General features: G+C 68.7%; 22 protein-coding genes. 11 read left to right on the top strand and 11 right to left on the bottom strand.

Annotated elements, in window-relative coordinates:
* Positions 1-6: 6 nt before the first annotated feature.
* On the bottom strand, positions 7-1,746 hold the full coding sequence (ggt, locus tag G578_RS26190) for a gamma-glutamyltransferase (RefSeq protein ID WP_051244750.1): 1,740 nt from the start codon (positions 1,744-1,746) through the stop codon (positions 7-9).
* Positions 1,747-1,907: 161 nt separating this feature from the next.
* Between ggt and G578_RS0113035 the strand changes: the two genes are divergently transcribed.
* Positions 1,908-2,777: a CmcJ/NvfI family oxidoreductase gene (locus tag G578_RS0113035; protein WP_211228901.1), complete on the top strand. Its 870-nt coding sequence runs from the start codon at positions 1,908-1,910 to the stop codon at positions 2,775-2,777.
* A gap of 374 nt (positions 2,778-3,151) precedes the next feature.
* On the opposite strand, the gene G578_RS29545 is transcribed toward G578_RS0113035, so the two are convergent.
* Positions 3,152-3,679 carry a hypothetical protein gene (locus G578_RS29545; RefSeq protein ID WP_156907306.1) on the bottom strand — a complete coding sequence of 176 codons (528 nt, stop codon included), beginning with the start codon at positions 3,677-3,679 and terminating at the stop codon, positions 3,152-3,154.
* Between the two features lie 268 nt (positions 3,680-3,947).
* Between G578_RS29545 and cysD the strand changes: the two genes are divergently transcribed.
* The 4 genes from cysD (at position 3,948) to hemA (ending at position 8,418) form a co-directional block, all read left to right on the top strand.
* Positions 3,948-4,742 carry a sulfate adenylyltransferase subunit CysD gene (gene cysD, locus G578_RS0113025; RefSeq protein ID WP_028794611.1) on the top strand — a complete coding sequence of 265 codons (795 nt, stop codon included), beginning with the start codon at positions 3,948-3,950 and terminating at the stop codon, positions 4,740-4,742.
* 14 nt (positions 4,743-4,756) lie between these two features.
* Positions 4,757-6,637, top strand: a complete 1,881-nt coding sequence (cysC, locus tag G578_RS0113020) for an adenylyl-sulfate kinase (protein WP_028794610.1) — start codon at positions 4,757-4,759, stop codon at positions 6,635-6,637.
* A 6-nt stretch (positions 6,638-6,643) separates the two neighbouring features.
* Positions 6,644-7,069, top strand: coding sequence for a GNAT family N-acetyltransferase (locus G578_RS26185; protein ID WP_051244748.1), 426 nt, complete (start codon positions 6,644-6,646; stop codon positions 7,067-7,069).
* Between the two features lie 137 nt (positions 7,070-7,206).
* Entirely contained in the window at positions 7,207-8,418 is a 1,212-nt protein-coding gene (hemA, locus tag G578_RS0113010; protein ID WP_028794609.1) for a 5-aminolevulinate synthase, read from the top strand.
* Between the two features lie 170 nt (positions 8,419-8,588).
* Here the strand turns inward: hemA and G578_RS0113005 are convergent, their stop codons facing one another.
* From G578_RS0113005 to G578_RS26175, 7 genes are all read right to left on the bottom strand, one after another.
* Positions 8,589-9,335 (bottom strand): CoA-transferase, encoded by a 747-nt coding sequence (locus G578_RS0113005; RefSeq protein ID WP_028794608.1) that lies wholly within the window; start codon positions 9,333-9,335, stop codon positions 8,589-8,591.
* Positions 9,332-10,156: a CoA transferase subunit A gene (locus G578_RS0113000; protein WP_028794607.1), complete on the bottom strand. Its 825-nt coding sequence runs from the start codon at positions 10,154-10,156 to the stop codon at positions 9,332-9,334. Before G578_RS0113000 ends, G578_RS0113005 begins: the two co-directional genes overlap by 4 nt.
* An 87-nt stretch (positions 10,157-10,243) precedes the next feature.
* Positions 10,244-11,032, bottom strand: coding sequence for an SDR family NAD(P)-dependent oxidoreductase (locus G578_RS0112995; RefSeq protein WP_028794606.1), 789 nt, complete (start codon positions 11,030-11,032; stop codon positions 10,244-10,246).
* A gap of 300 nt (positions 11,033-11,332) precedes the next feature.
* Complete coding sequence (locus tag G578_RS0112990) at positions 11,333-12,043, bottom strand: nitroreductase (RefSeq protein WP_028794605.1); 711 nt, start codon at positions 12,041-12,043, stop codon at positions 11,333-11,335.
* On the bottom strand, positions 12,040-12,795 hold the full coding sequence (locus tag G578_RS26180) for a sulfite exporter TauE/SafE family protein (protein ID WP_038014121.1): 756 nt from the start codon (positions 12,793-12,795) through the stop codon (positions 12,040-12,042). Before G578_RS26180 ends, G578_RS0112990 begins: the two co-directional genes overlap by 4 nt.
* A 33-nt stretch (positions 12,796-12,828) precedes the next feature.
* The gene (locus G578_RS0112980) at positions 12,829-13,311 is read right to left on the bottom strand and encodes a GNAT family N-acetyltransferase (RefSeq protein WP_028794604.1); all 483 of its coding nucleotides are present in this window, start codon (positions 13,309-13,311) and stop codon (positions 12,829-12,831) included.
* Entirely contained in the window at positions 13,308-14,489 is a 1,182-nt protein-coding gene (locus G578_RS26175) for a divergent polysaccharide deacetylase family protein (RefSeq protein WP_051244746.1), read from the bottom strand. Before G578_RS26175 ends, G578_RS0112980 begins: the two co-directional genes overlap by 4 nt.
* 89 nt (positions 14,490-14,578) lie before the next feature.
* Here G578_RS26175 and G578_RS29895 point away from each other — a divergent pair, with 89 nt between their 5' ends.
* From G578_RS29895 to lexA, 6 genes are all read left to right on the top strand, one after another.
* Entirely contained in the window at positions 14,579-15,211 is a 633-nt protein-coding gene (locus tag G578_RS29895) for an anthranilate synthase component II (RefSeq protein WP_028794603.1), read from the top strand.
* A complete protein-coding gene (trpD, locus tag G578_RS29890; protein ID WP_028794602.1) occupies positions 15,208-16,239 on the top strand; it encodes an anthranilate phosphoribosyltransferase in 1,032 nt (343 codons plus the stop codon). The genes G578_RS29895 and trpD overlap by 4 nt, the downstream gene beginning before the upstream one ends.
* Positions 16,239-17,045 (top strand): indole-3-glycerol phosphate synthase TrpC, encoded by an 807-nt coding sequence (trpC, locus tag G578_RS0112960; RefSeq protein ID WP_028794601.1) that lies wholly within the window; start codon positions 16,239-16,241, stop codon positions 17,043-17,045. The genes trpD and trpC overlap by 1 nt, the downstream gene beginning before the upstream one ends.
* An 18-nt stretch (positions 17,046-17,063) precedes the next feature.
* Entirely contained in the window at positions 17,064-17,540 is a 477-nt protein-coding gene (gene moaC, locus G578_RS0112955; RefSeq protein ID WP_028794600.1) for a cyclic pyranopterin monophosphate synthase MoaC, read from the top strand.
* Positions 17,533-18,786 carry a molybdopterin molybdotransferase MoeA gene (locus G578_RS0112950; protein WP_156907305.1) on the top strand — a complete coding sequence of 418 codons (1,254 nt, stop codon included), beginning with the start codon at positions 17,533-17,535 and terminating at the stop codon, positions 18,784-18,786. Before moaC ends, G578_RS0112950 begins: the two co-directional genes overlap by 8 nt.
* Positions 18,787-18,938: 152 nt before the next feature.
* Complete coding sequence (gene lexA / locus G578_RS0112945) at positions 18,939-19,655, top strand: transcriptional repressor LexA (RefSeq protein WP_028794598.1); 717 nt, start codon at positions 18,939-18,941, stop codon at positions 19,653-19,655.
* 105 nt (positions 19,656-19,760) lie between these two features.
* Here the strand turns inward: lexA and G578_RS0112940 are convergent, their stop codons facing one another.
* A complete protein-coding gene (locus tag G578_RS0112940) occupies positions 19,761-20,063 on the bottom strand; it encodes a hypothetical protein (protein WP_028794597.1) in 303 nt (100 codons plus the stop codon).
* A 203-nt stretch (positions 20,064-20,266) separates the two neighbouring features.
* Positions 20,267-22,372 (bottom strand): ComEC/Rec2 family competence protein, encoded by a 2,106-nt coding sequence (locus G578_RS26170; RefSeq protein WP_051244744.1) that lies wholly within the window; start codon positions 22,370-22,372, stop codon positions 20,267-20,269.
* Positions 22,373-22,471: the final 99 nt, after the last annotated feature.

Here is a 22,471-nt window from a genome sequence, read left to right as displayed (position 1 = left end):
AAAGAATTAGTGATCCGGTCCTGCGGCCAGACCGCCGGGGCGCCGCGGATCGGTCATCCCCTGGAAGCCCTTGGGCGAGGCCAGCACCGACTGGGCCGCGCCGAACGCCCGCCGGATCTCCACCGTATGGCCGAGACGGCGCAACAGGTCGAGCGTATCCGGCGACACCCCCTCCTCCACCCAGATCGTGTCCGGTTGCCACTGGTGATGGAGCCTCGGTGCGGCCGTCGCCTCGGCCAGATTCATCCCGTGGTCGACCAGGTTGAGGATGACCTGAAGCACGGTGGTGATGATCCGGCTGCCGTCGGGACTGCCCAGCGCCCCGACCGCGCGGCCGTCCGCCAGCAGCAGGGTCGGCGTCATCGACGACAGCGGGCGCTTGTGCGCGGCCACCGCGTTGGCCTCGCCGCCGACCAGTCCGTAGGCGTTCGGCACGCCCGGCTTGGCGGAGAAGTCGTCCATCTCGTTATTCAGGAAGATGCCGGTGCCCTCGGCGACGATGCCACTGCCGAATCCGAAGTTCAGGGTGGTGGTCATCGACACCGCGCCGCCCCGACGGTCCATCACCGACAGGTGGGTGGTGTTCGCCCCCTCCGCCTTCGGCGTGCCCGGCGCCACGGTGTCCGACGGCGAGGCGTGCTCCAGGTCGATCGCCGCCCGCAGGTCCGCCGCATAGGTCTTCGAGGTGATCCAGTCGAGCGGCACCTCCCAGAAATCCGGATCGCCCAGATGCACCGCCCGGTCGGCATAGGCCCGCCGCATCGCCTCGGCCATGCGGTGCAGACCGGCCGCACTGTTGTGGCCCAGCGCGGCGAGGTCCCATCCCTCCAGGATGTTCAGCATCTGCAGCAGATGCGCGCCGCCGGAGCTGGGCGGCGGCATGGAGGCGATGCCGACCCCGCGATAGCTGCCCATCACCGGCGCGCGCCAGACCGTGTGATAGCCGGCCAGGTCGGCCCTTGTGATCGGGCCGTGGTGGCGGGTCATCTCGGCCGCGATCAGCTCGGCGATGCCGCCCTCGTAGAAGGCGCCGGCTCCCTGCTCCGATATCTGCCGCAGGCTGGCCGCCAGATCCGGCTGGCGCAGCACGTCTCCCGGCTGAAGCGCGCTGCCGTCCGGTCGGGCGATCACCGCCATGGTCGCGGGCCACGGCCGGAACCGCTCCAGACGCTGTTCGATGTTGCGATGAAGGATCCGCGTCACCGGAATGCCCTGCTCCGCCAGCCGGATCGCCGGCGCCATCACCCGCTGGCGCGGCCACGATCCGAAGCGCGCCAGCAGATCGAGGTAGCCGGCGACCGACCCGGGCACGCCGACCGCGTGGTGCGAGTAGCGCGACCGCTCGCTGTCGACCGAACCGTCGGGGGCGAGGAAGACGTCGCGATGCGCCGCTGCCGGCGCCATCTCGCGGAAGTCGAGGGCATGGGTGGAGCGGTCGGCCGGGCGATGCACCAGGGCGAAGCCACCACCGCCGAGATTGCCCGCCTGCGGCAGGGTCACCGCCAGGGCGAAGGCGACCGCCACCGCCGCGTCGACCGCGTTGCCGCCGGCGGCGAGCACGTCGACCCCGACCCGGGTCGCGGTCGCTTCCCGGCTGGCGACCATGCCGCCCGACGCCTCCGCCGGAAACAGCCGGTCGGCGCCGGTCAGCTCGGCCGGCGTGAAGGCCCGGGCCAGAGACGGCGCGAGGGCCGGGACCAGGACGCCCCCGATCAGCCCTGCGGAGATCTGCCGTCGTGTCAGCATCGCTCTCGGCCCTCCCGGCCCCGGTCGGCGTACGTTTGCGTGCCAGAATGCATGCAGTCGCGGATCGGCATTCGTTCCGAATCAGCGGTTAATTTCCAGATCTCTCCGTCCCATCTTTCGCATATCGGAACGAGACAGCAATCTGGAGTGGAGTGCACATCATGAACGAGATGAGCCCCCAGCACACCCCAATCCAAGCCACGAGCACGGCCGGCCAAACGATCACCGCCCCTCTGGGCTTCACGGTGCCGCAGGATGAGAAGCCGGTCTTTCACAGCTCTGCACTGACCGGCGGCGCGCCGAAGATCTTCTTTCAGGTGGAGGAGATCCCGGTCGAGATCGCCGACATGCGCCCGATCGCGGACAGCCTCGACCTCGACCGCCAGGGTTTCGCTCTGCAGCGGCACGAGACCGCCGTCGACGATCTCTATGACGACGAGGCGGTGACCTCCACCTACTACGACGAGATCACCGAGGTGGTGAAGCGCGCCACCGGGGCCACGCGGGTCGCGATCTTCGACCACACGCGGCGCTCCGACAGCGGCGCCGGTGCCGCCAACAAGGACGGCAGCCGGGGGCCGGCCGCGCGCGTTCATGTGGACTACACCGACGCCTCCGGCCCGAAGCGCGGCAACGACACCCTGGGCGCCGGTCAGGTCGAGGAGATTCTGGCCAAGGGCGGCCGGGTCGTGCAGGTCAATGTCTGGCGGCCGATCACCGGCCCGGTGCAGCGCGCGCCGCTGGCCCTGGCCGATGCGGAGTCGATCGCGCCCGATGCCCTGCTCGCCACCGATCAGGTCTTCCCCGACCGGGTCGGCGAGATCTACCAGCTCGCCCATCAGCCGGGTCAGCGCTGGTACTGGGCGCCGCAGATGAGGCGCGACGAGGTGCTGCTGATCAAGGGCTGGGACACACAGGACGGCGTGTCGAAATACACCCCGCACGGCGCTTTCCAGATCCCCAACCAGGACCCGACCGCGCCGCCTCGCGAGAGCATCGAGGTGCGCACCTTCGCCGTGATCGAGGGCTGACCGTCAGCCCCACCCTGACGTCTCCGACCCGCCGTTCGGTCTCCGGACAGCGGGTCGAGGCCTTCGATGGCGGGCTCGCCGCCGCATTTGATCTATTGCGCGGCTTTGAAGCGCGGAATCATACTACGCCCCCAGGCCTCAAGCCGTTCCAGATAGGCCAACTTTTCAGCATCGCCAGCCACATTTGAGACGTTCCAGTCACTGTTTTGCCAAGCAGCGACTGCCGGGGCAGGGAAACCCTCTACCTCCGGATTCCAATAATATCTGGCGGACAGAAATCGGCTTGGCTTCGCCTTGTACATTTCCACATCGATCATTGCTTTCGGCGCAGCGATGCCTCGACCGTCGACATAGTCGAAATACGGACGGAGGACTTACCCCCAGTACCCGGAGAAATTCTTGCTGTGATCCGAGTGCACGATGCCCCAGCAGAACGAATCACGGGTGTTGTAGCTCACGACCTCTGCCAGATGCGTGTCGCTACGCTGGCACAGTTTTGGAATGGTCCAGCCGCTGCGGGCCGCATCGATATTGGTTCGGCCAATGACCAACCCGGTTACCTGACCACTGTCGGTTGCCACGAGAGTGACCGTCTCCAGCAAATTGTTATGGTTGTTGCGCCGATGCGCCCTGGCGACGGAGGTCCAGGTACCCTCGGGCAGAGGCAATGCCTGCCCATTCGAGAACCGGAACTCCCCCACATATTCCTCGTTGAGTGGCGGGGGTGTGGCCGTCGTCTGACAGGCGGCAAGACCGGCCAGGAGACCAAGGGACAGCAATAGCGTCACGGAGAGCGATTTAAACACGATGTCACCGGCTTTGAGATCTGGAAATGTCCACCTGCCGGGGCAGGTGTGGACGGCGCATTGTTTCGCATCGGGCGCAGGAGACGCAATCAGCAACAGTGACTTGACTGAAGTTTTGCTCTTTCAAGCTGCAGACAGCTGCCCAAAGACGAAAAATTTCTCGGAACAAACAGGTCTTTGTCAGCACGCCCGCGGAACAGACTTTCCGCCGGTATGCGAGGCTCGGGAATATTGAGGTCAAATCCTGGCCGGCGAGGTGTCCGACGGTGAGGTTGGCTCGAGTGGAACCCGCCGCACTTCCTTTGACACCGCCCGTGTCCGCGCCTATCAACGCGCGAACCGCAACCGGGGACACGGGTTTCCGATGAACCATCTCGACTCCCTCGAGGCGCAGAGCGTCTACATCCTGCGCGAGGCGTTCAATAAATTCGACCGCCTGGGCATGCTCTGGTCGCTGGGCAAGGACTCCAACGTCATGCTGTGGCTGGCGAAGAAGGCGTTCTTCGGCCATGTCCCCTTCCCGGCCATGTTCTGCGATACCGGCAAGAAGTTCCCGGAGATGTACGCCTTCCAGAAGGAATACGCCGAGAAGTGGGGGCTGAACTTCATCCGCCGCGACTGTCCGCCGATCGAGGAGATCGACCCGACCCTGCCGCCGGCCGCCCGGTCCGCCGCGCGCAAGACCGAGGCGCTGAAGCGGCTGATCGCCGAGCTCGACCTGCAGGCCGTGATCGCCGGCATCCGCCGCGACGAGGAGGCCACGCGCGCCAAGGAGCGGGTGTTCAGCCCGCGCGGCGAGAACGCCGAATGGGATTTCCGCGACCAGCCGCCGGAATTCTGGGACCAGTTCAAGACCGACTTCGCGCCGGGCACCCATATCCGCGTCCACCCGCTGCTGCACTGGACCGAGCTCGACATCTGGCTCTACATCCAGCGCGAGGGCATCCCGCTGGTGCCGCTGTACTTCTCCCGGGACGGCAAGCGCTACCGCTCGCTCGGCGACATGGACATCACCAACCCGGTCAACAGCGACGCCGACACCGTGGAGAAGATCATCGCCGAGTTGCGCGCCACCAAGGTGGCCGAGCGCAGCGGCCGGGCGATGGACCACGAAGCCGAAGACGCGTTCGAGCGCCTGCGCTCCGCCGGATACATGTAAGAGAGCCCGCCCAGATGACCGTCCCCCCGATCACCGATATGGCCCCGATGAAGCTCGTCATCGTCGGCCATGTGGACCACGGCAAGTCGACCCTGATCGGCCGCATGCTGCACGACACCGGCTCCCTGCCCGACGGCAAGATGGAAGCGGTCAAGGCCATGTCCGACCGGCGCGGCATGCCGATGGAATGGGCCTTCGTGCTCGACGCCCTGCAGGCCGAGCGCGACCAGGGCATCACCATCGATACCACCCAGATCTTCTTCAAGACCCCGGCGCGCCCCTACGTCATCATCGATGCGCCGGGCCATAAGGAGTTCCTGAAGAACATGGTCTCCGGCGCGGCCTCGGCGGATGCCGCCATCCTGGTGGTCGATGCCAAGGAAGGCGTGCAGGAACAGACCCGCCGCCACGGCTATATCCTGCACCTGCTCGGCCTCGACCAGGTGGTGGTCGCGGTGAACAAGATGGACCTTGTGGACCACAGCCAGGCCCGGTTCGACGAGGTCGCCGGCGAGGTCCACAAGTATCTCGGCAGCATGGGCATCACCCCGGCGGCGATCCTGCCGGTATCGGCGCGCCACGGCGACGGCCTTGCCGTGAAGTCCACGAACATGCCTTGGTTCGAGGGCGAGACGCTGATCGCCTCGCTCGACACCCTGCCGCCGAAACCGATGCCGGTCGAGCTGCCCCTGCGCTTCCCGGTCCAGGACGTCTACAAGTTCGACGAGCGCCGCATCCTTGCCGGCCGCATCGAGAGCGGGAAGCTGAACGTCGGCGACACCCTGCTGTTCAGCCCGAGCAACGCGCGGGCCAAGGTGCAGTCGATCGAGGCCTGGAGCGTCGACGGCCCGGTGCTGTCCGCCTCGGCCGGCCAGTCCATCGGCATCACCCTGGACGACCAGCTCTTCGTCGAGCGCGGCAACGTCGCCAGCCACGCCTCCGAGCCGCCGGTGCAGACCAACGTGTTCCGCGCCCGCATCTTCTGGCTCGGCCGCGCACCGCTTGAAGTCGGCCGGCGCTACAAGCTGAAGCTCGCCACCCTGGAGCATCCGGTGGAGGTGCAGGCGATCGAGCGGGTGATCGACGTCTCCGACCTGTCCGAGCGCCCGGCCGACCGGATCGAGCGCAACGAGGTCGGCGAGGTCGTGCTGCGCGCCCGGGCCATGCTGTCGGTGGACGAGTTCACCGACAACCCGCGCCTCGGCCGCTTCGTGCTGATCGACGGCTACGACATGGCCGGCGGCGGTCTGGTGTCGATGGACGGGTTCCACGACCTGCGCCGGGCCAACGCGCCGACGTCGCAGAACATCACCGCGGTGGAGACCCGGGTCTCCACCGACGCCCGCTGGGCCGCCAACGGCCACAAGTCCGGCGTGCTGTGGCTGACCGGCCTGTCCGGCGCCGGCAAGTCCACACTCGCCCTGGAGCTGGAGCAGGCGCTGTTCCGCAAGGGCTGGCAGGTCTACGTGCTGGACGGCGACAACATCCGCTTCGGCCTGTCCGCCGATCTCGGCTTCGCGCCGGAGGACCGGGAGGAGAACATCCGTCGCGTCGGCGAAGTGGCGGCCCTGTTCGCCCGCGCCGGCATCCTGGTGATCACCGCCTTCATCTCGCCGTACCGCTCCGACCGCGACCGGGCCCGGGCCGTCGCCCCGGACCTGTTCCACGAGGTCTACGTGAACGCCGGCCTCGCCGTCTGCGAGGAGCGCGATCCCAAGGGGCTGTACAAGAAGGCCCGGCGCGGCGAGATCGCCGAGTTCACCGGCATCTCCGCCCCCTACGAGGCGCCGGAGGCGCCGGAGGTGGAGGTCGAGACCGGTTCGCTCTCCCTGGCCCAGTCGGTCGAGCAACTGCTCGGCTATGTGGAGGCCAATTTCGCCACCAAGGGAAGCTGACCCGCCATGGCCGTCGAGGTCGAACTCGTCGAGGGCCATGGCGACCGGCTGGAAGCCGTCCGCCGCCAGGCGATAGACTGGCTCGGCGAGCATGCGGCACCGCATGGCGTGGTCTGGAACTACCAGGAATTCGCCCTGCGCGCGCAGCGCGACGGCGAGTTGGTCGGGACCCTGGTCGGCAGCACGAACCTGCAGTGGCTGCATGTCAGCCTGCTGGCGGTGAGCCCGACGGAACGGCGTGGCGGGGTCGGCGGCGCGCTGCTGGCACGGGCCGAGGAGATCGCCCGCGGACGCGACTGCATCGGCGCCTGGCTCGACACCTACGATTTTCAGGCGCCCGATTTCTATCCGCGCTTCGGCTATACGGAGTTCGGACGGATCGAGGACATGCCGCCGGGCCATCGGCGCTACTTCTTCAGCAAGCGCCTTTAGCCCGGTGTTCCGGTGCCGCCCTGCGCGGATGTGACAGGTTGATGGCGACGACCGCCCGCGCCATTTTCCGGCACGAACGCGGCGATCTCGGCTAACATACCGCTTCCGAGAGCGGGGAAACCCGCGAGGAGACGACCATGGATTACGAGGCCTATTTCCAGGACCAGCTCGACGCCCTGCGCGGTGAGGGCCGCTACCGGGTGTTCACCGATATCGAGCGGCAACAGGGCGCCTTCCCCCGTGCCACCCGCTACCGTGAGGATGGTACCGGCGAGGTCACCGTGTGGTGCTCGAACGACTACCTGGGCATGGGCCAGTTCCCCGCCGTCCTGCAGGCGATGCACGACGCGCTCGACCGTTCGGGTGCGGGCGCCGGCGGCACGCGGAATATCTCCGGGACCAACCACGACCACGTGCTGCTGGAGCAGGAGCTCGCCGACCTGCACGGCAAGGAGGCGGGGTTGCTGTTCACCTCGGGCTACGTGTCGAACTGGGCCGCCCTGGGCACCCTGGCGTCGCGCATGGCCGGCTGCGTGGTTCTGTCGGATGCGTCCAACCACGCCTCGATGATCGAGGGCATCCGACACTCCCGCGCCGAGAAGGTCATCTGGAACCACAACGACCCGGAGGATCTGGACCGCAAGCTGTCGGAAATCGCCCCGAACCGGCCGAAGCTGGTGGCCTTCGAGAGCGTGTACTCCATGGACGGCGACATCGCGCCGATCGCCGAAATCTGCGACGTGGCCGACAAGCACGGTGCGATGACCTATCTGGACGAGGTGCACGCGGTCGGCCTGTACGGACCGCGCGGCGGCGGCATTTCCGAGCGCGAGGGCCTGGCGCACCGGCTGACGGTGATCGAGGGCACGCTGGGCAAGGCGTTCGGGGTGATGGGAGGGTATATCGCCGCCTCGGAGGCGCTGTGCGACTTCGTGCGCAGCTTCGCGTCGGGCTTCATCTTCACCACCGCCCTGCCCCCGGCGGTCGCCGCCGGCGCCCGAGCGAGCATCCGTCACCTGAAGACCAGCTCGGTTGAGCGCGAGATCCAGCGCGACCGGGTGGCCAAGGTCCGCGCCGGCCTCGACGCCGCCGGCATCCCGCATCTGGCCAACCCGAGCCATATCGTGCCGGTGATGGTCGGCGATCCGGTGCACGCCAAGCGGATCAGCGACGAGTTGCTGGACGAGTTCGGGGTCTATGTGCAGCCGATCAACTACCCGACGGTTCCGCGCGGCACGGAACGCCTGCGGGTCACCCCCTCGCCGACCCATTCGGACGCGGACATCGCGCATCTGGTGGCGTCGCTGGAGACCATCTGGAAACGCTCGGGGCTGAAGCGGGCGGCGTAGGGCTCAACACTCACCCACACCCCGTTTCGTCTTCCCGGCCTCGCGCCGGGACCCAGAGCGGCCGCCTCCCGGACCGCCCGCGCGTTTGCGACCAACGGTCCATCAGGGTACTGTCTGGATCCCGGCGCGAGGCCGGGAAGACGGGAGAGAGAGGCTAGCGCCTGTGCCCCTTAAGCCGCCTTCTCCAGCCCGAAGACCCGCTTGGCGAAGCCCGGATAGATCTCGGCGATCTCGCCTGCGATCCGGCCGCGCATCAATGCCAGCGTCTCCGCGTCCGGCAGCGGCGTCGTCGGCACCTCCGCCGGAACGTCGTATTGAAAGCCGGTATTCTCCGCGATGCTCTCGACCGTCTCGCCCGGATGCACGCTCTTCAACACGAAGCGGCGGTTGTCCTTGTCCACGTCGAACAGGCAGCGGTCGGTGATCATCGCGAAAGGGCCGCCCGGGCGGTACACGTTCGGCTCGGAGAAGCCCGGGGCGGAGATGAAATCCACCTGCTCCACCAGTGTCCGCCTGGTGTGCTCCAGGCGGAACAGGATCACCCGAGGCACCACGTAATACAGATAGCCCGACCCGAACGAACCCGGGAACCGCGCCTTGGGCAGGTCCGGATCGCCGATGGAAACCAGGTTGATGTTGGCCTTGCCGTCGATCTGGGCGCCCGACAGGAAGAAGGCGTCGATCCGCCCCTGCCCGGCGCAGTCGAACAGCTCCTTGCCGCCGTCGGAGAAGAAATTGTGCTCCTCCGAGCCCAGCACCGACACCCGCGTGGCGCCACCGGACCGCGCCCGGGCCAGCAGGGCCGCCGCCCCCGGCACCGGCGAGGACGCGCCGACCGCCACATGGCGCAGCCCATCCAGCATGCCGGCGATGGTGTGGATCAGGATCTCTTCCAACTGCACATCGGAACCGCTCATTCCGCCGCCTCCCGGCCGGTCACATATTCCGCCAGATAGGCGGCGAACCCGTCTTCCGTCTTCGCCATCTCGGCATAGCGCGCCAGATGCCCCTGATCGGCGACCAGGTCGGTGGCGGGCAGGCCCTGGGGCCAGCTCCCCTCCTTCGCCTCGGCCAGCGCGGTGACGTAGAGGCCGGGGATGGTGCCGGCCTTGGTCGCCGGATCGGCCATCAGGTCGCCGTCGACGATCTCCTCCACGGTCACCAGCGTGTCGCGGGCGGCATGGGCCATGACCATCAGCTCGCGCCGCACGCCGATCCAGACATTGCCGTGACGGTCGGCCTTGGCCGCGTGGAACACCGCGAGGTCGGGCGTAAGCGCCGGAATCGCCACCACCGGGTCGTTGTCGCCGAACGGATTGTCGATGACCTTCCAGTCGTCGCGCCGGGCCAGGATGTCGGAGCCGATCAATCCGCGCATGACCGAGAACGGCGCCCCGCGCTCGGCCGCCTGCAACCCGGCGTGGATGGCGGGACAGGTGGCGTCCTTGACGATGATGCTGCCGGCCTTCACCGCGGCGGTGAAGCGCGGTGCGAGGCCATGTTCGCCCAGGGTCACGGCCGAGGTCTCGGCCACCTTCACGCAGCCCGCCCCGATCAGCAGGTCGCCGTGATAGCCGAAGACCGGCACGCCCACGAGGTGCAGGTCCTTCACCCCGCGCCGGATCACCGCCCGCCACAGGGCGTTGGCACAGCCGGAATAGTCCGGCGGCAGGGCGATCGTCGCGCCGTCCGTCACTCTGGCGGCGAGCGCGTCGAGGCTGGTCACCATTTCGGTCATCGTGTCCTCCCGATTCTTGGCGCAAGTCTGCGCCCGCTTTCCGCGCCGATCAACGGCCGCGCCGGCACCGGACCGGTGCCGGTCGGCCTATTGGCCGAAGCCCTCCACCGGGGCGACATAGCTGCGGTAGGTCGTGTTCGACGCGTAGCCCGCGTCGACCGGCAGGGTCACCCCGGTGATGGCGGCGGCGGCGTCCGACAGCAGGAAGGCGATCGGCTCGGCGATGTTGCGCGGGGTGACCAGGATCTTCAGCGCACCGGCATCGCGGATCGCCTCCGGGTCGCGGTGGCCGCTGTCGATGCGGGCCTGGATCGCCGGGGTGATGGTGTAGGTCGGCGCGACCGCGTTCACCCGGATGCCGTGGATGCCGTATTCCACCGCCAGAATCTCGGTCAGGGCCTTCACCGCCACCTTGGAGACGTTGTAGCTGGGGATCGGCAGGGCGGTGAAGCTGTTGATCGAGGCGAGGTTGACGACAGCCCCGGCCTGCCGCGCCTTCATGCGGCGGCAGGCGGCGACGTTCACCGACCAGGTGCCGCGGTAGTTCACGTCCATGATCCGGTCGGCCTCTTCCCGGTCCATGCGCTCGGTGGTCATGGCGTTCTGCAGGATGCCGGCGGAATGCACGACCGCCCCGACCGCGCCGATCTCGCTCTCAACCCGGTCGAAGAAATCCTCCACCGCCGCGTCGTCGGCCACGTCCAGCGCCAGCGCATGGGCGACGGCACCGGCGGATTTCAGCTCCTCGGCGGCCTTCGCGGCCCCCTCTGCGTTCATGTCGGCGATGACGAGGGTGTCGCCCCGTTCCGCCAGCACATCGGCGCAGGCCCGGCCGATGCCGCTGGCACCGCCGGTGATGACACTGATCCGGCTCATAGTTTCCTCTCCCGGGGCTGGGGCCCTCTGGTGTTCTGGTTGTTGGTGTTTGGTTGGCGCGATCATGGCAAGCGGGCGGGTGTGGCGGCAATGGGGGTTCTGATGCCGCCCACCCACCGTCTCCTCGGCCCTGAGAATGCGAGTGAATGGAAATCCACCCGTCTCCCCGGCCCTGCGCCGGGGTCCAGAGAGGGAGCGTGTTGGAACGCGTCCGCCCTTCGTTCGACGCTCCATCAAATGGAAGGCTGGGTCCCGGATCAAGTCCGGGAAGACGCTTGGAGGAGAGGGAGAAAGTCGCCCCTACTCCCGGAAGGTCACGAAATCGTCGAGCGGCGCTCGTTCCGTGATCAGCGTGTTCTCCGGCCGCTCCCAATCCGCGTAGCCGAGCGACATGCCGCAGACCACCGCCTCCAGCTCGTCCAGCCCGAGGGTCTTCCGGATCACCGTATGATACGGCGCGAAGGCCGCCTGGGGGCAGGTCTCCAGCCCGTGGGAACGGGCGACCAGCATCACGTTCTGCAAAAACATCCCGTAGTCCAGCCAGGAGCCGATCTCCAGATCCCGGTCGATGGTGAAGACCAGCCCCACCGGCGCGTCGAAGAAGGTGTAGTTGCGGCCGTGCTGCACATGCATCTTCTCGCTGTCGCCCTTGGCGATGCCGACCAGGCCGTAGAGATCCCAGCCCACCTTGCGCCGGCGCGCCAGATACGGCTCACGGAACTGCTTGGGGTAATAGGCCCACTCGCCCTTGTGCTCCTCGCCGCTGTCGAAGGCGGTCATGATCGCCATGGACAGGTCCTCCCTGGCCTTGCCGGTGAGGACATGGACCTTCCAGGGTTGCATGTTGGTGCCGGACGGCGCCCGGGCGGCGATCTGCAGGATGCGCTTCACCGTCTCCCGCGGTACCGGATCGGGCTTGAAGCCGCGCACGGAACGGCGCTGGCCGACGGCCTCTTCCACCGGGTTCAGGTCGGAAACGGGGAGCGGGATACGGGGGGCATGATCTGTCATGCCGCGACGCTAGCCAGTTCCCGCCCGATCATCCAGATCCCCAGTAGCAACAGTGCCGTGAAAAGCGCGCGGCGAAAGGCCTGCTCCGACAACCGACCGCGCAGCCGCCGGCCGATCTCCATCCCTAGGAAGGCGGGAATCACCCCGACCAGGGTGCCGAGCGCCGCCCCGCCGCCGATCAGCCCGCGGCCGCCGAGGCCGAGCGCCAGGGCCAGGGTGGCGACCGTGAAGGTGGCCCCCATCATCTGCACCAGCCGGTCGCGGCCGAGCGCCAGGGACTGCAGATACGGCACGGACGGGATCACGAAGGACCCGGTCATGCCGGTCAGCAGTCCGGTGATCAGCCCGCAGGCCGGGCCGAGCCAGCGCTCGCGCTCCCCCGGCTGCGGCCAGGGCGGGGTCAGCAGGCCCAATGCGGCGTAGAGCGCGATGGACGCGCCGAGCAGGATCACCAGCAGGTCGGTCGGCACCGATGCGACCGCGCCGGACGTCGCCAGGGTGCCCAGCGCCACCGCCGCCAGGAACGGCCAGAACCGGCGGAGCATCGCCGGGATGCCGCCTCCGGTCAGCGCCTGTTGCAGGTTGGTCAGGAAAGAGGGCAGCAGCATCGCCGCCATGGCCGCCGGCAGGCCGAGAATCGGGGTCAGCAGCGCCAGGCTAACGGTCGGCAGGCCGAGTCCGACCACGCCCTTCACCAGTCCGGCGAGCAAAAGAACGCCGGCGATGACGGCAAGATGCGTGAGATCGGTCATGGGGCGACGATAGGCACCGGCGCCGACCGGACGCTACGGTGCGGACCGAAGCATCTCGTAATGCGGGATACCGTCTTCGTCATAGGGCCCCATTACGGCGGCATAACCCAGGCTCTCGTAGAACGCCTTCAGGTACCCCTGCCCGTTCAGCCGCACCGCCGGGGTGCCGAAACTGGCCTCGGAGAAGCGGTGGCATTCGGCCATGAGCAGCCGGCCCACGCCCCGTCCCCGCGCCGCCGGCGTGGTCAGCACCCGGCCGACCGCCGGCTCGGCGAAATAGTCGCCGGGCGCGAACAGTCGGGCATAGGCCAGCAGCACGCCGTCGCCCGGATGCCCGTCATAGCCGAGCAGGTGCCAGGCGGCCGGATCCTTGCCGTCGATCTCCGGATAGGGGCATTCCTGCTCCACCACGAAGATGTCCACCCGCGCCTTCAGGATCGCGTAGAGCTGGTCCCGGTCGAGCTGGTCCCAGCGGTGCCAGCGCCAGGTCACCGGCGGAAGTTGCGCCGCGCTCACGGCCGGCTCGCCTGCTGGGTGGCCATGCCGCGCCGAACGTTCAGCACGGCGGTCAGCGGCACAAGCGTGAACCCGGCGGCCTTGGCCTTGGGGATCCACGCCTCCAGCACGTCCAGGGTATTGTCGCGCGGATGCCCGATGGCGATGGCGGTGCCGGCCTTGCGAGCGATCTTCTCGGTCTGCTCCAGGCGCATCGCCACCTCCTCCGGGCTGTCGGTGTTGTCGAGGAAGACGTCGCGCGCAGTGGTCGGCACGCCATAGGACGCGACGGTGGCGGCGGCCACGCTCTTCGGCGAGGTCAGGCTGTCCAGGAACATCAGCCCCCGGTCGCGCAGCCCCTCGGCCACCAGACGCATGCCTGCCTCGCTCTCGGTGAACAGGCTGCCCATGTGGTTGTTGATACCGACATAGCCGGAGAACCGGGCGAGATCCCAGTCCAGCCGGCTCAGCACCTCGATGGCGCCCAGGCGCATGTCGAGGGCGTTCGGCCCGGGGTCGGCATCCTCGCCATGCGGCTGCATGGGGATGTGGACCAGCAGCTCGTGCCCCGCCGCGCGGGCGGCGGCGGTCTGTTCCTCCAGGCCCTCGGCATAGGGAAGAAAGGCCAGCGTCACCGGTGCCGGCAGCGCGATCGCCCGGTTGGAGCGCCGGGTGTCGATGCCGAGATCGTCGAGCACGATGGCGATGATCGGCGCCCCGCTCGACAGATCCGCCGGCACCGCATAGCGGCGCCAGGCCGGTAGGCTGCCGTCGTCCACCGACGGCTTCGGCGGCAGGGCGGCCACCTGGGCCGGAGCGCTCGCCGGCTTAGCCGCCGTCTCGGCCGGTTTCAGGGCCTCCACGGCCCCGGTCATCTTCGGCAGCGGGATGCCCGCCGGCACGGCCGCCGCTTTCGGCGCCTCAGCCCTGGCCTGCGCGGGTTTCGGCGTCGGAACCGGAGGCCGACCCGCAGTCAGGGGCGCGGGCTGGGTGGCGATCTGGGGCGAGCCCGGGAGATCGCGACTCGCGCTCAGTTCCGGCAGGCTCGTCCCGCCGGCGATCCACGCGCCCACGGCGATGCCGCCGCCGAACAGCACACAAGCCGCGACGGCCGCAACGCCCGCACGCCGCAGCAACCCGCCGCCGGGCGGGATCGCCTTCTTCGTGCTCCGTGCGGGCTTCTTGCGCTGTGCCGCCATGCTAGCCGCTTCTCTGCCGGGACCGGGGTTGATAAGGTAGCATGCAACGGCTAGTCCGCTACATAAACAACCGTCTCCAAGCGATTGAAATGTTTCTGCTGATCGATAATTACGACAGCTTCACCTACAACCTCTACCACTTCCTCGGGGAGTTGGGCGCGCGGTTCGAGGTGCGGCGGAACGACAAGATCACCGTGGACGAGATCGTCGATCTCAACCCGGAGGGTATCGTCATCTCGCCCGGTCCCTGCGATCCGGACCGCGCCGGCATCTGCCTGGAGCTGGTGGAGCGCTGTGCCGCGACCATTCCTATGCTGGGCGTGTGCCTCGGCCACCAGACCATGGGCCAGGCTTTCGGCGGCACGGTGACCCGGGCGCCGGTGCCGATGCACGGCAAGGTGTCGGAGGTGCATCACACCGGCACAGGCGTGTTCGAGGGTCTGCCCTCGCCGTTCGAGGTGACCCGCTACCACTCGCTGATCGTGCCGACCGGCGGCTGGCCCGACGTCCTGGAGAAGACGGCCTGGACCGAGGACGGCATCGTCATGGGGCTGAAGCACCGCGACTACCCGTGCTACGGCGTGCAGTTCCACCCGGAGAGCATCGCCTCGCAGTTCGGTCACCGGATGCTGGGCAATTTCCTGCGCCTGGCCGGCTTCAACGGTCAACCGATCCAACCGATCGAGGAGATCGAGGCCCGGCTGAAGAGAACCGGGACATGAGCGGCGGTCTGGGGGACATGAAGACCCTCATCGCCCACGCCGCGACCGGGGAGTCTCTGAGCGAGAGCCAAGCGGAGAGCGCCTTCGACATCATCATGTCGGGCAACGCCACCCCGGCCCAGGTCGGCGGCTTCCTGATGGCGCTGCGCGTGCGCGGCGAGACCGTCGCCGAGATCACCGGTGCCGCCCGCGCCATGCGGGCCAAGGCGCTCAAGGTCGAGGTGCCGGCCGACGCCATGGACAATGTCGGCACCGGCGGCGACGGGGCGAAGACCTACAACATCTCCACCGCCGCCTCCTTCGTGATCGCCGGTACCGGCGTGCCGGTGGCCAAGCACGGCAACCGGGCGCTGTCCTCGCGCTCCGGCGCGGCGGACGTGCTGACCCATCTGGGCGTGAACACCGACTGCGACATGAAGCTGGTGAAGAAGGCGATCGACGAGGTCGGCATCTGCTTCTTCATGGCGCCGCGCCACCACAGCGCCATGCGCCACGTGGCCGGCCCGCGGGTCGAGCTCGGCACCCGCACCCTGTTCAACATCCTGGGGCCGCTGTCCAATCCGGGCATGGTGAAGACCCAGCTCGTCGGCGCCTTCTCCAAGGACTGGATCGTGCCGATGGCGGAAACCTTGGGCAAACTCGGCTCCACCCGCGCCTGGGTCGTGCATGGCGACGGCCTGGACGAGCTGACCCTGTCCGGGGTGACCCATGTGGCGAGCCTGCAGGACGGCAAGGTCGAGACCTTCGAGGTCACGCCGGAGGATGCCGGACTGGAACGCGCCCCGCTCGATGCCGTGCGCGGCGGCGATCCGGAGCACAATGCCGCCGCCCTGCGCGCGGTGCTGGACGGCGCCAAGGGTCCGTATCGCGACATCGTTCTGCTGAATGCCGGCGCAGCCCTGGTGGTCGCGGGCAAGGCTGCCGATGTAAAGGCCGGGGCTGAAATGGCCGCCGACAGCATCGACAGCGGCAAGGCCAAGGCAAAACTGGACGCCCTGGTCGAGATGACCAATCGGGAGAGCGCCTGATGCTCGACGTTCTGGCGGAGATCTGTGAGCACAAGCGCGGCGAGATCGCCGAGCGCAAGGAACGGCGCTCGCTGGCCGAGCTGGAGGAACTGGCGAAGGCCGCGTCCGAGCCACGCGGCTTTGCCAAGGCACTTAAGACCGCGTCCAAGACCGGCTACGGCCTGATCGCCGAGATCAAGAAGGCCTCGCCGTCTAAGGGCCTGATCCGCGAGGATTTCGATCCGCCCGCCCTCGCCCGCGCCTATGCCGAGGGCGGGGCGACCTGCCTGTCGGTGCTGACCGACGAGAAGTATTTCCAGGGCAAGGACGCCTATCTGGAGGCGGCCCGCGCGGCCGTCGACCTGCCGGCCCTGCGCAAGGACTTCATGCTCGATCCCTACCAGATCGTGGAGGCCCGCGCGCTCGGCGCCGACTGCATCCTGCTGATCATGGCGGCCCTCGACGACACGCTCGCCGCCGAGTTGGAAAGTGCCGCCAGCGGCCTCGGCATGGACGTGCTGATTGAAGTGCATGATTCCGAGGAGATGGAGCGGGCGTTGAAGCTGTCCTCGCCGCTGATCGGGGTAAACAACCGCAATCTGAAGACCATGACCACCGACCTCGCCACGGCGGAGACGCTGGCGTCGATGGTGCCGAAGGACCGCACCCTGATCGCCGAGAGCGGGCTGTTCACGCCCGAGGATCTCGGCCGCATGGCGCGGATCGGCGCGCGCTGCTTCCTGATCGGCGAGTCGCTGATGCGCCAGGACGACGTGACCGCGGCGACCCGCAAGCTCCTGGCGGATCCCCTTCCCGCCGTCGCCTGAACCCACGGGCCAGATAGAATGAGCGACTTCACGCATTTCGACGCCGCCGGCAAGGCGCATATGGTCGATGTCGGCGGCAAGGAGGAGACCGAGCGGGTCGCCACCGCCCGCGGCTCGGTCTACGCGTCCGCCGAGACCATCGCCCTGATCCGCGACGGCGGGGTGAAGAAGGGCGACGTGCTGTCGGTCGCCCGGCTCGCCGGCATCATGGGGGCCAAGCGTACTCCGGACCTGATCCCGCTGTGCCATCCGCTGGCGCTGACCTCGGTGAAGGTGGCGCTCACCATCGACGAGGCCCGCGACGCGGTGGACATCGAGGCGACCTGCAAGCTGAAGGGCCGCACCGGCGTGGAGATGGAGGCGCTGACCGCCGTCTCGGTCGCCGCGCTCACCGTCTACGACATGGCCAAGGCCGTGGATAAGGCGATGCGGATCGGCGATATCCGGCTGGTGGCCAAGTCCGGCGGCAAATCCGGAGACTACAGGGGTGAGTGACGACCTGCTGCCGGTATCCGACGCGCTGGCCCGCATCCTGTCGGCGATGAGTCCGATGCCGGCGGAGACCGTGGCGCTGACCGAGGCGCTGGGCCGGGTCACCGCCGATCCGATCACCGCCCGACGCACCCAGCCGCCGGTCGCCGTCTCCGCCATGGACGGCTATGCGGTGCGCGCCCAGGACGTGGCCAGCGTGCCGGCAACCCTCAAGCGCATCGGGGCCGCGCCGGCCGGCGGTCTGTTCGAGGGCACGGTCGGGCCCGGCGAGTGCGTGCGCATCTTCACCGGCGGCCCGGTGCCGGACGGGGCCGACGCCATCGTCATCCAGGAGGATGTCGACGCCGACAGCGAGGAGGACGGAGCCACCGTCACCGTGCGCGAGGGAGCGGCCGCCGGAACCTATATCCGCCCGGCCGGGCTCGACTTCCACGAGGGCGATCTCGGCATCGCCGCCGGACGACGCCTGAGCGCCCGCGATATTGGCCTGGCGGCGACCATGAACGTGCCGTGGATTTCGGTGCGCCGGAAACCGCGCGTCGCGATTCTGTCCACCGGCGACGAAATCGTGCGTCCGGGCGAGTTGACCGATCCGATGCGGATCGTCTCCTCCAATGCCTATGCGCTTGCGGCTGTGGTCCGGGCGGTCGGCGGCGAGCCGGTCGATCTGGGCATCGCCCCGGACGACGAGGGTGCGCTGCGACGCCTGGCGGCCGGTGCGCGGGGCGCCGACATGCTGGTCACCACCGGCGGTGCCTCGGTCGGCCGCCACGACCTTGTGCAGAAAGCCCTGGGCGACGGCGAGTTCGGCGCCGACGCCCTGGAGGTCGGCTTCTGGAAGATCGCCATGCGGCCGGGCAAGCCGCTGATCTTCGGCCGTTTCGCCGGGGTGCCGATGCTGGGACTGCCCGGGAATCCGGTGTCCACGGTGGTCTGCGCCACCGTGTTCCTGCGTCCGGCCCTGGAGACCATGCTGGGCCTGGAGACGGTCGGGGCCCAAGAGGAACAGGCGGTTCTCGCCGTCGATCTAAAGGAGAACGACAGACGTCAGGACTACGTCCGCGCCACCTGGGAAATGGGAGACGACGGTCGCCGCCATGTACGCCCGTTCCCGCGCCAGGACAGTTCGATGATGTCGCGCCTCGCTGCCGCCGATTGCTTGATCGTCCGGCCGGCGCACGACCCGAGTCGCAAGGCCGGCGACACCGTGCGCGTGCTCTGCCTCGCCGGCGACTTCCTGTCTATTTAAGCGAGTCGCGCCGGATACTGTCCCCCGACTTATCCACAGGCCTTGACCTGCCGGCGGATCAAAAGTAGAACATCGGTGTTTGTACCATGTTTGTTCGCTCAGGCGCAGGCTTCCCAGCCGGGCGCGGTGGCGGCGGAAAGTCGAGGGACCCGATGCTCACCCGCAAGCAGCACGAACTGCTGATGTTCATCCACAAGCGGCTGGAGGAAGGCGGGGTCTCCCCCTCGTTCGACGAGATGAAGGAAGCGCTGAACCTCAAGTCGAAATCCGGCATTCACCGGCTGATCACGGCTCTGGAGGAACGCGGCTTCATCCGACGCCTGCCCCATCGGGCGCGGGCACTGGAAGTGCTGAAACTGCCCGAGGTGGCGGGAGCTGCGACCGCTGCCGAGCCGTCCCCGGCGATCCGCGGCTTCGCCCCCAACGTCATCCCCGGCAATTTTCCGATGCGCAGCGGCGGCCGCGAGCAGCCGTCCGACAGCGACGGCGGGTTCGAACTGCCGCTCTACGGCCGGATCGCCGCCGGTACCGCGATCGAGGCGATCAGCGACCCGACAAGCACGGTGTCGGTCCCGCTCTCCATGGTGGCGGGCGGCGAGCACTACGCCCTGGAGATCGCCGGTGATTCGATGATCGAGGACGGCATCTTCGACGGCGACACGGTCATCATCCGGCGCTGCGACACCGCGGAGAACGGGTCCATCGTCGTCGCCCTGATCGACGAGCGGGAGGCGACCCTCAAGCGCCTGCGCCGCAAGGGCAACTCGGTCGCGCTGGAACCGGCGAACGCGGCATACAAGATCCAGATCTTCGGTCCGGACCGCGTACGTATCCAGGGACGTCTGGTCGGACTGATCCGCAATTACTGATATATCTGGAGGCGGATCTGCCCGAACACCGGGCGGATCCGCTTCGGATGCCTGAGAGAGTGCGCGTGATCGTGAACCGGCAGTTCAGCGCCGACCGCTCGGCGCTCAGCCGCCGGAATGGGCGAACAGGTTGCCCCAGTCCACGCCCTTGATTTCCTTGACCCGATTATCCTCGGACCGGCGCTTGTTGCGTTCGACATGCGCCTTGTCCATGGCGTTGGACCGGATCTGCTTGCGGTTGGAAAGGGAAATCTGCCCGAAGAGATTGGACGCCCAGCGCTCCCGCGCGGGGTTGTCGGTGGACGCCGCCTGCTTGATGGCGACATAGGCGAGGTTCTTCTTGCCGACAACCTCGGCCACCGAGTCCGCGAGAATCGCGAACGAGCATTCCCGTACCGGCATGCGCATCACGACTCCCCAATCTTCCCCAGGCACAACTTATATATTGGATTTAATCGATATTGCCGCGCCGAAACAGTGAAAAGTTTTATCCCTTTGTCGCGAAACTCTAATCCTAGAGCCGATCGTTCGGTGACGGGATCACCTCGTGATCGCCTCGGTGTGCGTGACGCTGCACTATCTTATTGTCTCTAAACGTTGATCAGCGGCATTCACTCCTTGGAAACCGGGGGCCGGAACTGGGTCGGCGCCGGGACCCAGGGGCGGATCCCCCGACGGCCGCGCACGGACTCCATCCGCGGCCCGTCGCGCCCGAGCCAGAAAGCGTGCGCCCCGTCGCGCCGCAGGTCCGGGCTGTGCACCAGCAGGCGCGGACGCGAGCACGGTGTGCGGACGCGCACGACCGCGACCAGCACGTCGGCGGCCGCGCAATCCTCCAGCGCCGCCTCGTGGCTGGCGGCCAGCGACAGCAGCAGGCCGTTGCGCCGCAGGGTACAGCCCAGATCGTCGCAGGCCAGCGCGCCTGACGGCCCCTCCGCCTGCCCGTCCCAGGCCGTCACCGTCACCGCGTCCTCCACGCCCCACCGTCGGGCCCAGACCGAGCGGGTGAACCGGTTGCCCCGGGTGGTCGACACCACCCACGCCCCCTCCCCGCCGCCGGCCGCCGCCACCGCGCTGAGCTGTCCGTCGGCCGAGATCAGCACGTCCGGCGGCGCCACGGTGAGCCACAGCAGGCCGCCGGCGGCCATCGGCACCAGGCCGAGCCAGCGCAGGCGCGTGCGCCAGATCGCCAGCCAGCATCCCCCGAGGGAGACGGCCGCCAGACCGGCGACCGGCTGCGGATAGACGCCGGCGGCGGGCCCGGTCCAGTCGACCACCCGGGCGGCCACGGCCAGGGTCGCGTCGATCCCTAGCCCCATGGCCGCCAGCGCCCAGCCCTCCAGACCCAGCGGCATGGACAGAAGCGCGACGATGCCCGCCGGCATGGTCACGAAAGCCGTCAGCGGCACGGCCAGCATGTTGGCGAGAATGCCGCCCAGGGCGATCGCCTGGAAATGGAAGGTGACGAACGGCGCGGTCGCCAGGGTCGCGACAATGGAGGTCACCGCCACGCCGGCGAAATACCGCACCGCCCGAACCAGCCAGCCGCCGAGACCGCCTCCCAGTCGGCCTCCATACCGTCGCAAGGTCTCATGCGCCGCGACCAGCGCGACCACCGCGGCGAAGGAAAGCTGGAAGCTGGCGCCGGTCAGCACGTCCGGCCGCAACGCCAACACGGTGAAGGCCGCCAGCGCCACCAGCCGCAGGCTCACCGCCTCGCGATCGACCAGCACCGCCGACAGCACCACCGCCGCCATGAGAAACGCCCGCTGGGTCGGCACCGGGGCCCCGGCCAGCACCAGATAGGCGGCACTGCCCGCCAGTGCCACGCAGGCGGCGATCTTCTTCACCGGACGGCGCAGGGCCACACCCGGGATCAAGCACAGGGCGAGGCGCACACCGGCAAACAGGGTCCCCGCCACCAGCCCCATATGCAGGCCGGAGATCGCCAGCAGGTGCGCCAGCCCCGAATCCCGGAACGCCGCCTGGGTCGCGTCGTCCAGTCCGGCCCGCTCGCCGACGATCAGCGCGGCCGCCACGGCGCCTGTCGGCCCTGGAAGCGCCTCGGCCAGCCGTCCGGCAATCCGCGCCCGCAGGGCCGCCACCGCGAGGGAGAAGCCTCCCACCGACCCGGCCTCGAGCAGCACGGGCTGCCCGACCGTGAAGCCGACCGCCCCCAGCCCGTCAAAGAAGGCGCTGCGCTGGAAGTCGAACCCGCCCGGCACGGACGGCTGCGGCGGCGGGGTCAGGCGGGCGCGCAGACGCACCCGGTCGCCGATCGCGGGGGCGACGTCCCGCGATCGGCTCACCACCCGCACCCGATACGGCGCGGTACCGCGCCCGCCGACGATCCGGACCTCCGCCAGGGTCAGGCGGATGTCGTCCGGCCGATGCTCCACCCGCTCCACCACCCCATCCAGATCGGCCCATATCGGCTCGGTCAGCAGCACCGTGTCCGTGGCGGCGGTCCGCAGCAGCGCCGCCGAACCGCCCAGCGCGACGAACAGCAGGACCAACAGGGTACAGAATGCCCCCTCCCGTTCCCGCACCGACCAGGCCGCCAGTGCCAGGACCGGCGGCGGGATCAGCGCGGCGGCGAGGGGCGGCTCCGACGGCAGGCTGAAATACAGGCCGATCCCGCCGGCGAAGGCGACCGGCAGCCAGAGCGGCCAGCGTGCCCGGTCCTGCGCCAGGGCGCGCCTGCACCCGGCGAGCACCGCCCACCGGCCCCGAGCGCGTCCGGCGGCGGGGAGCGCGATGGGGACCGTCGGAGCCCCGGTCGCCGCCTGCTGAGGCCGCGACGGGTGGCGCGATGG

Origin of the sequence: Thalassobaculum salexigens DSM 19539 (genome assembly GCF_000423805.1) — a bacterium.
Lineage (GTDB): Bacteria > Pseudomonadota > Alphaproteobacteria > Thalassobaculales > Thalassobaculaceae > Thalassobaculum > Thalassobaculum litoreum.
The sequence above is the reverse complement of the archived record's forward strand: the minus strand, read 5'-3'. Positions and strand labels throughout refer to the sequence as shown.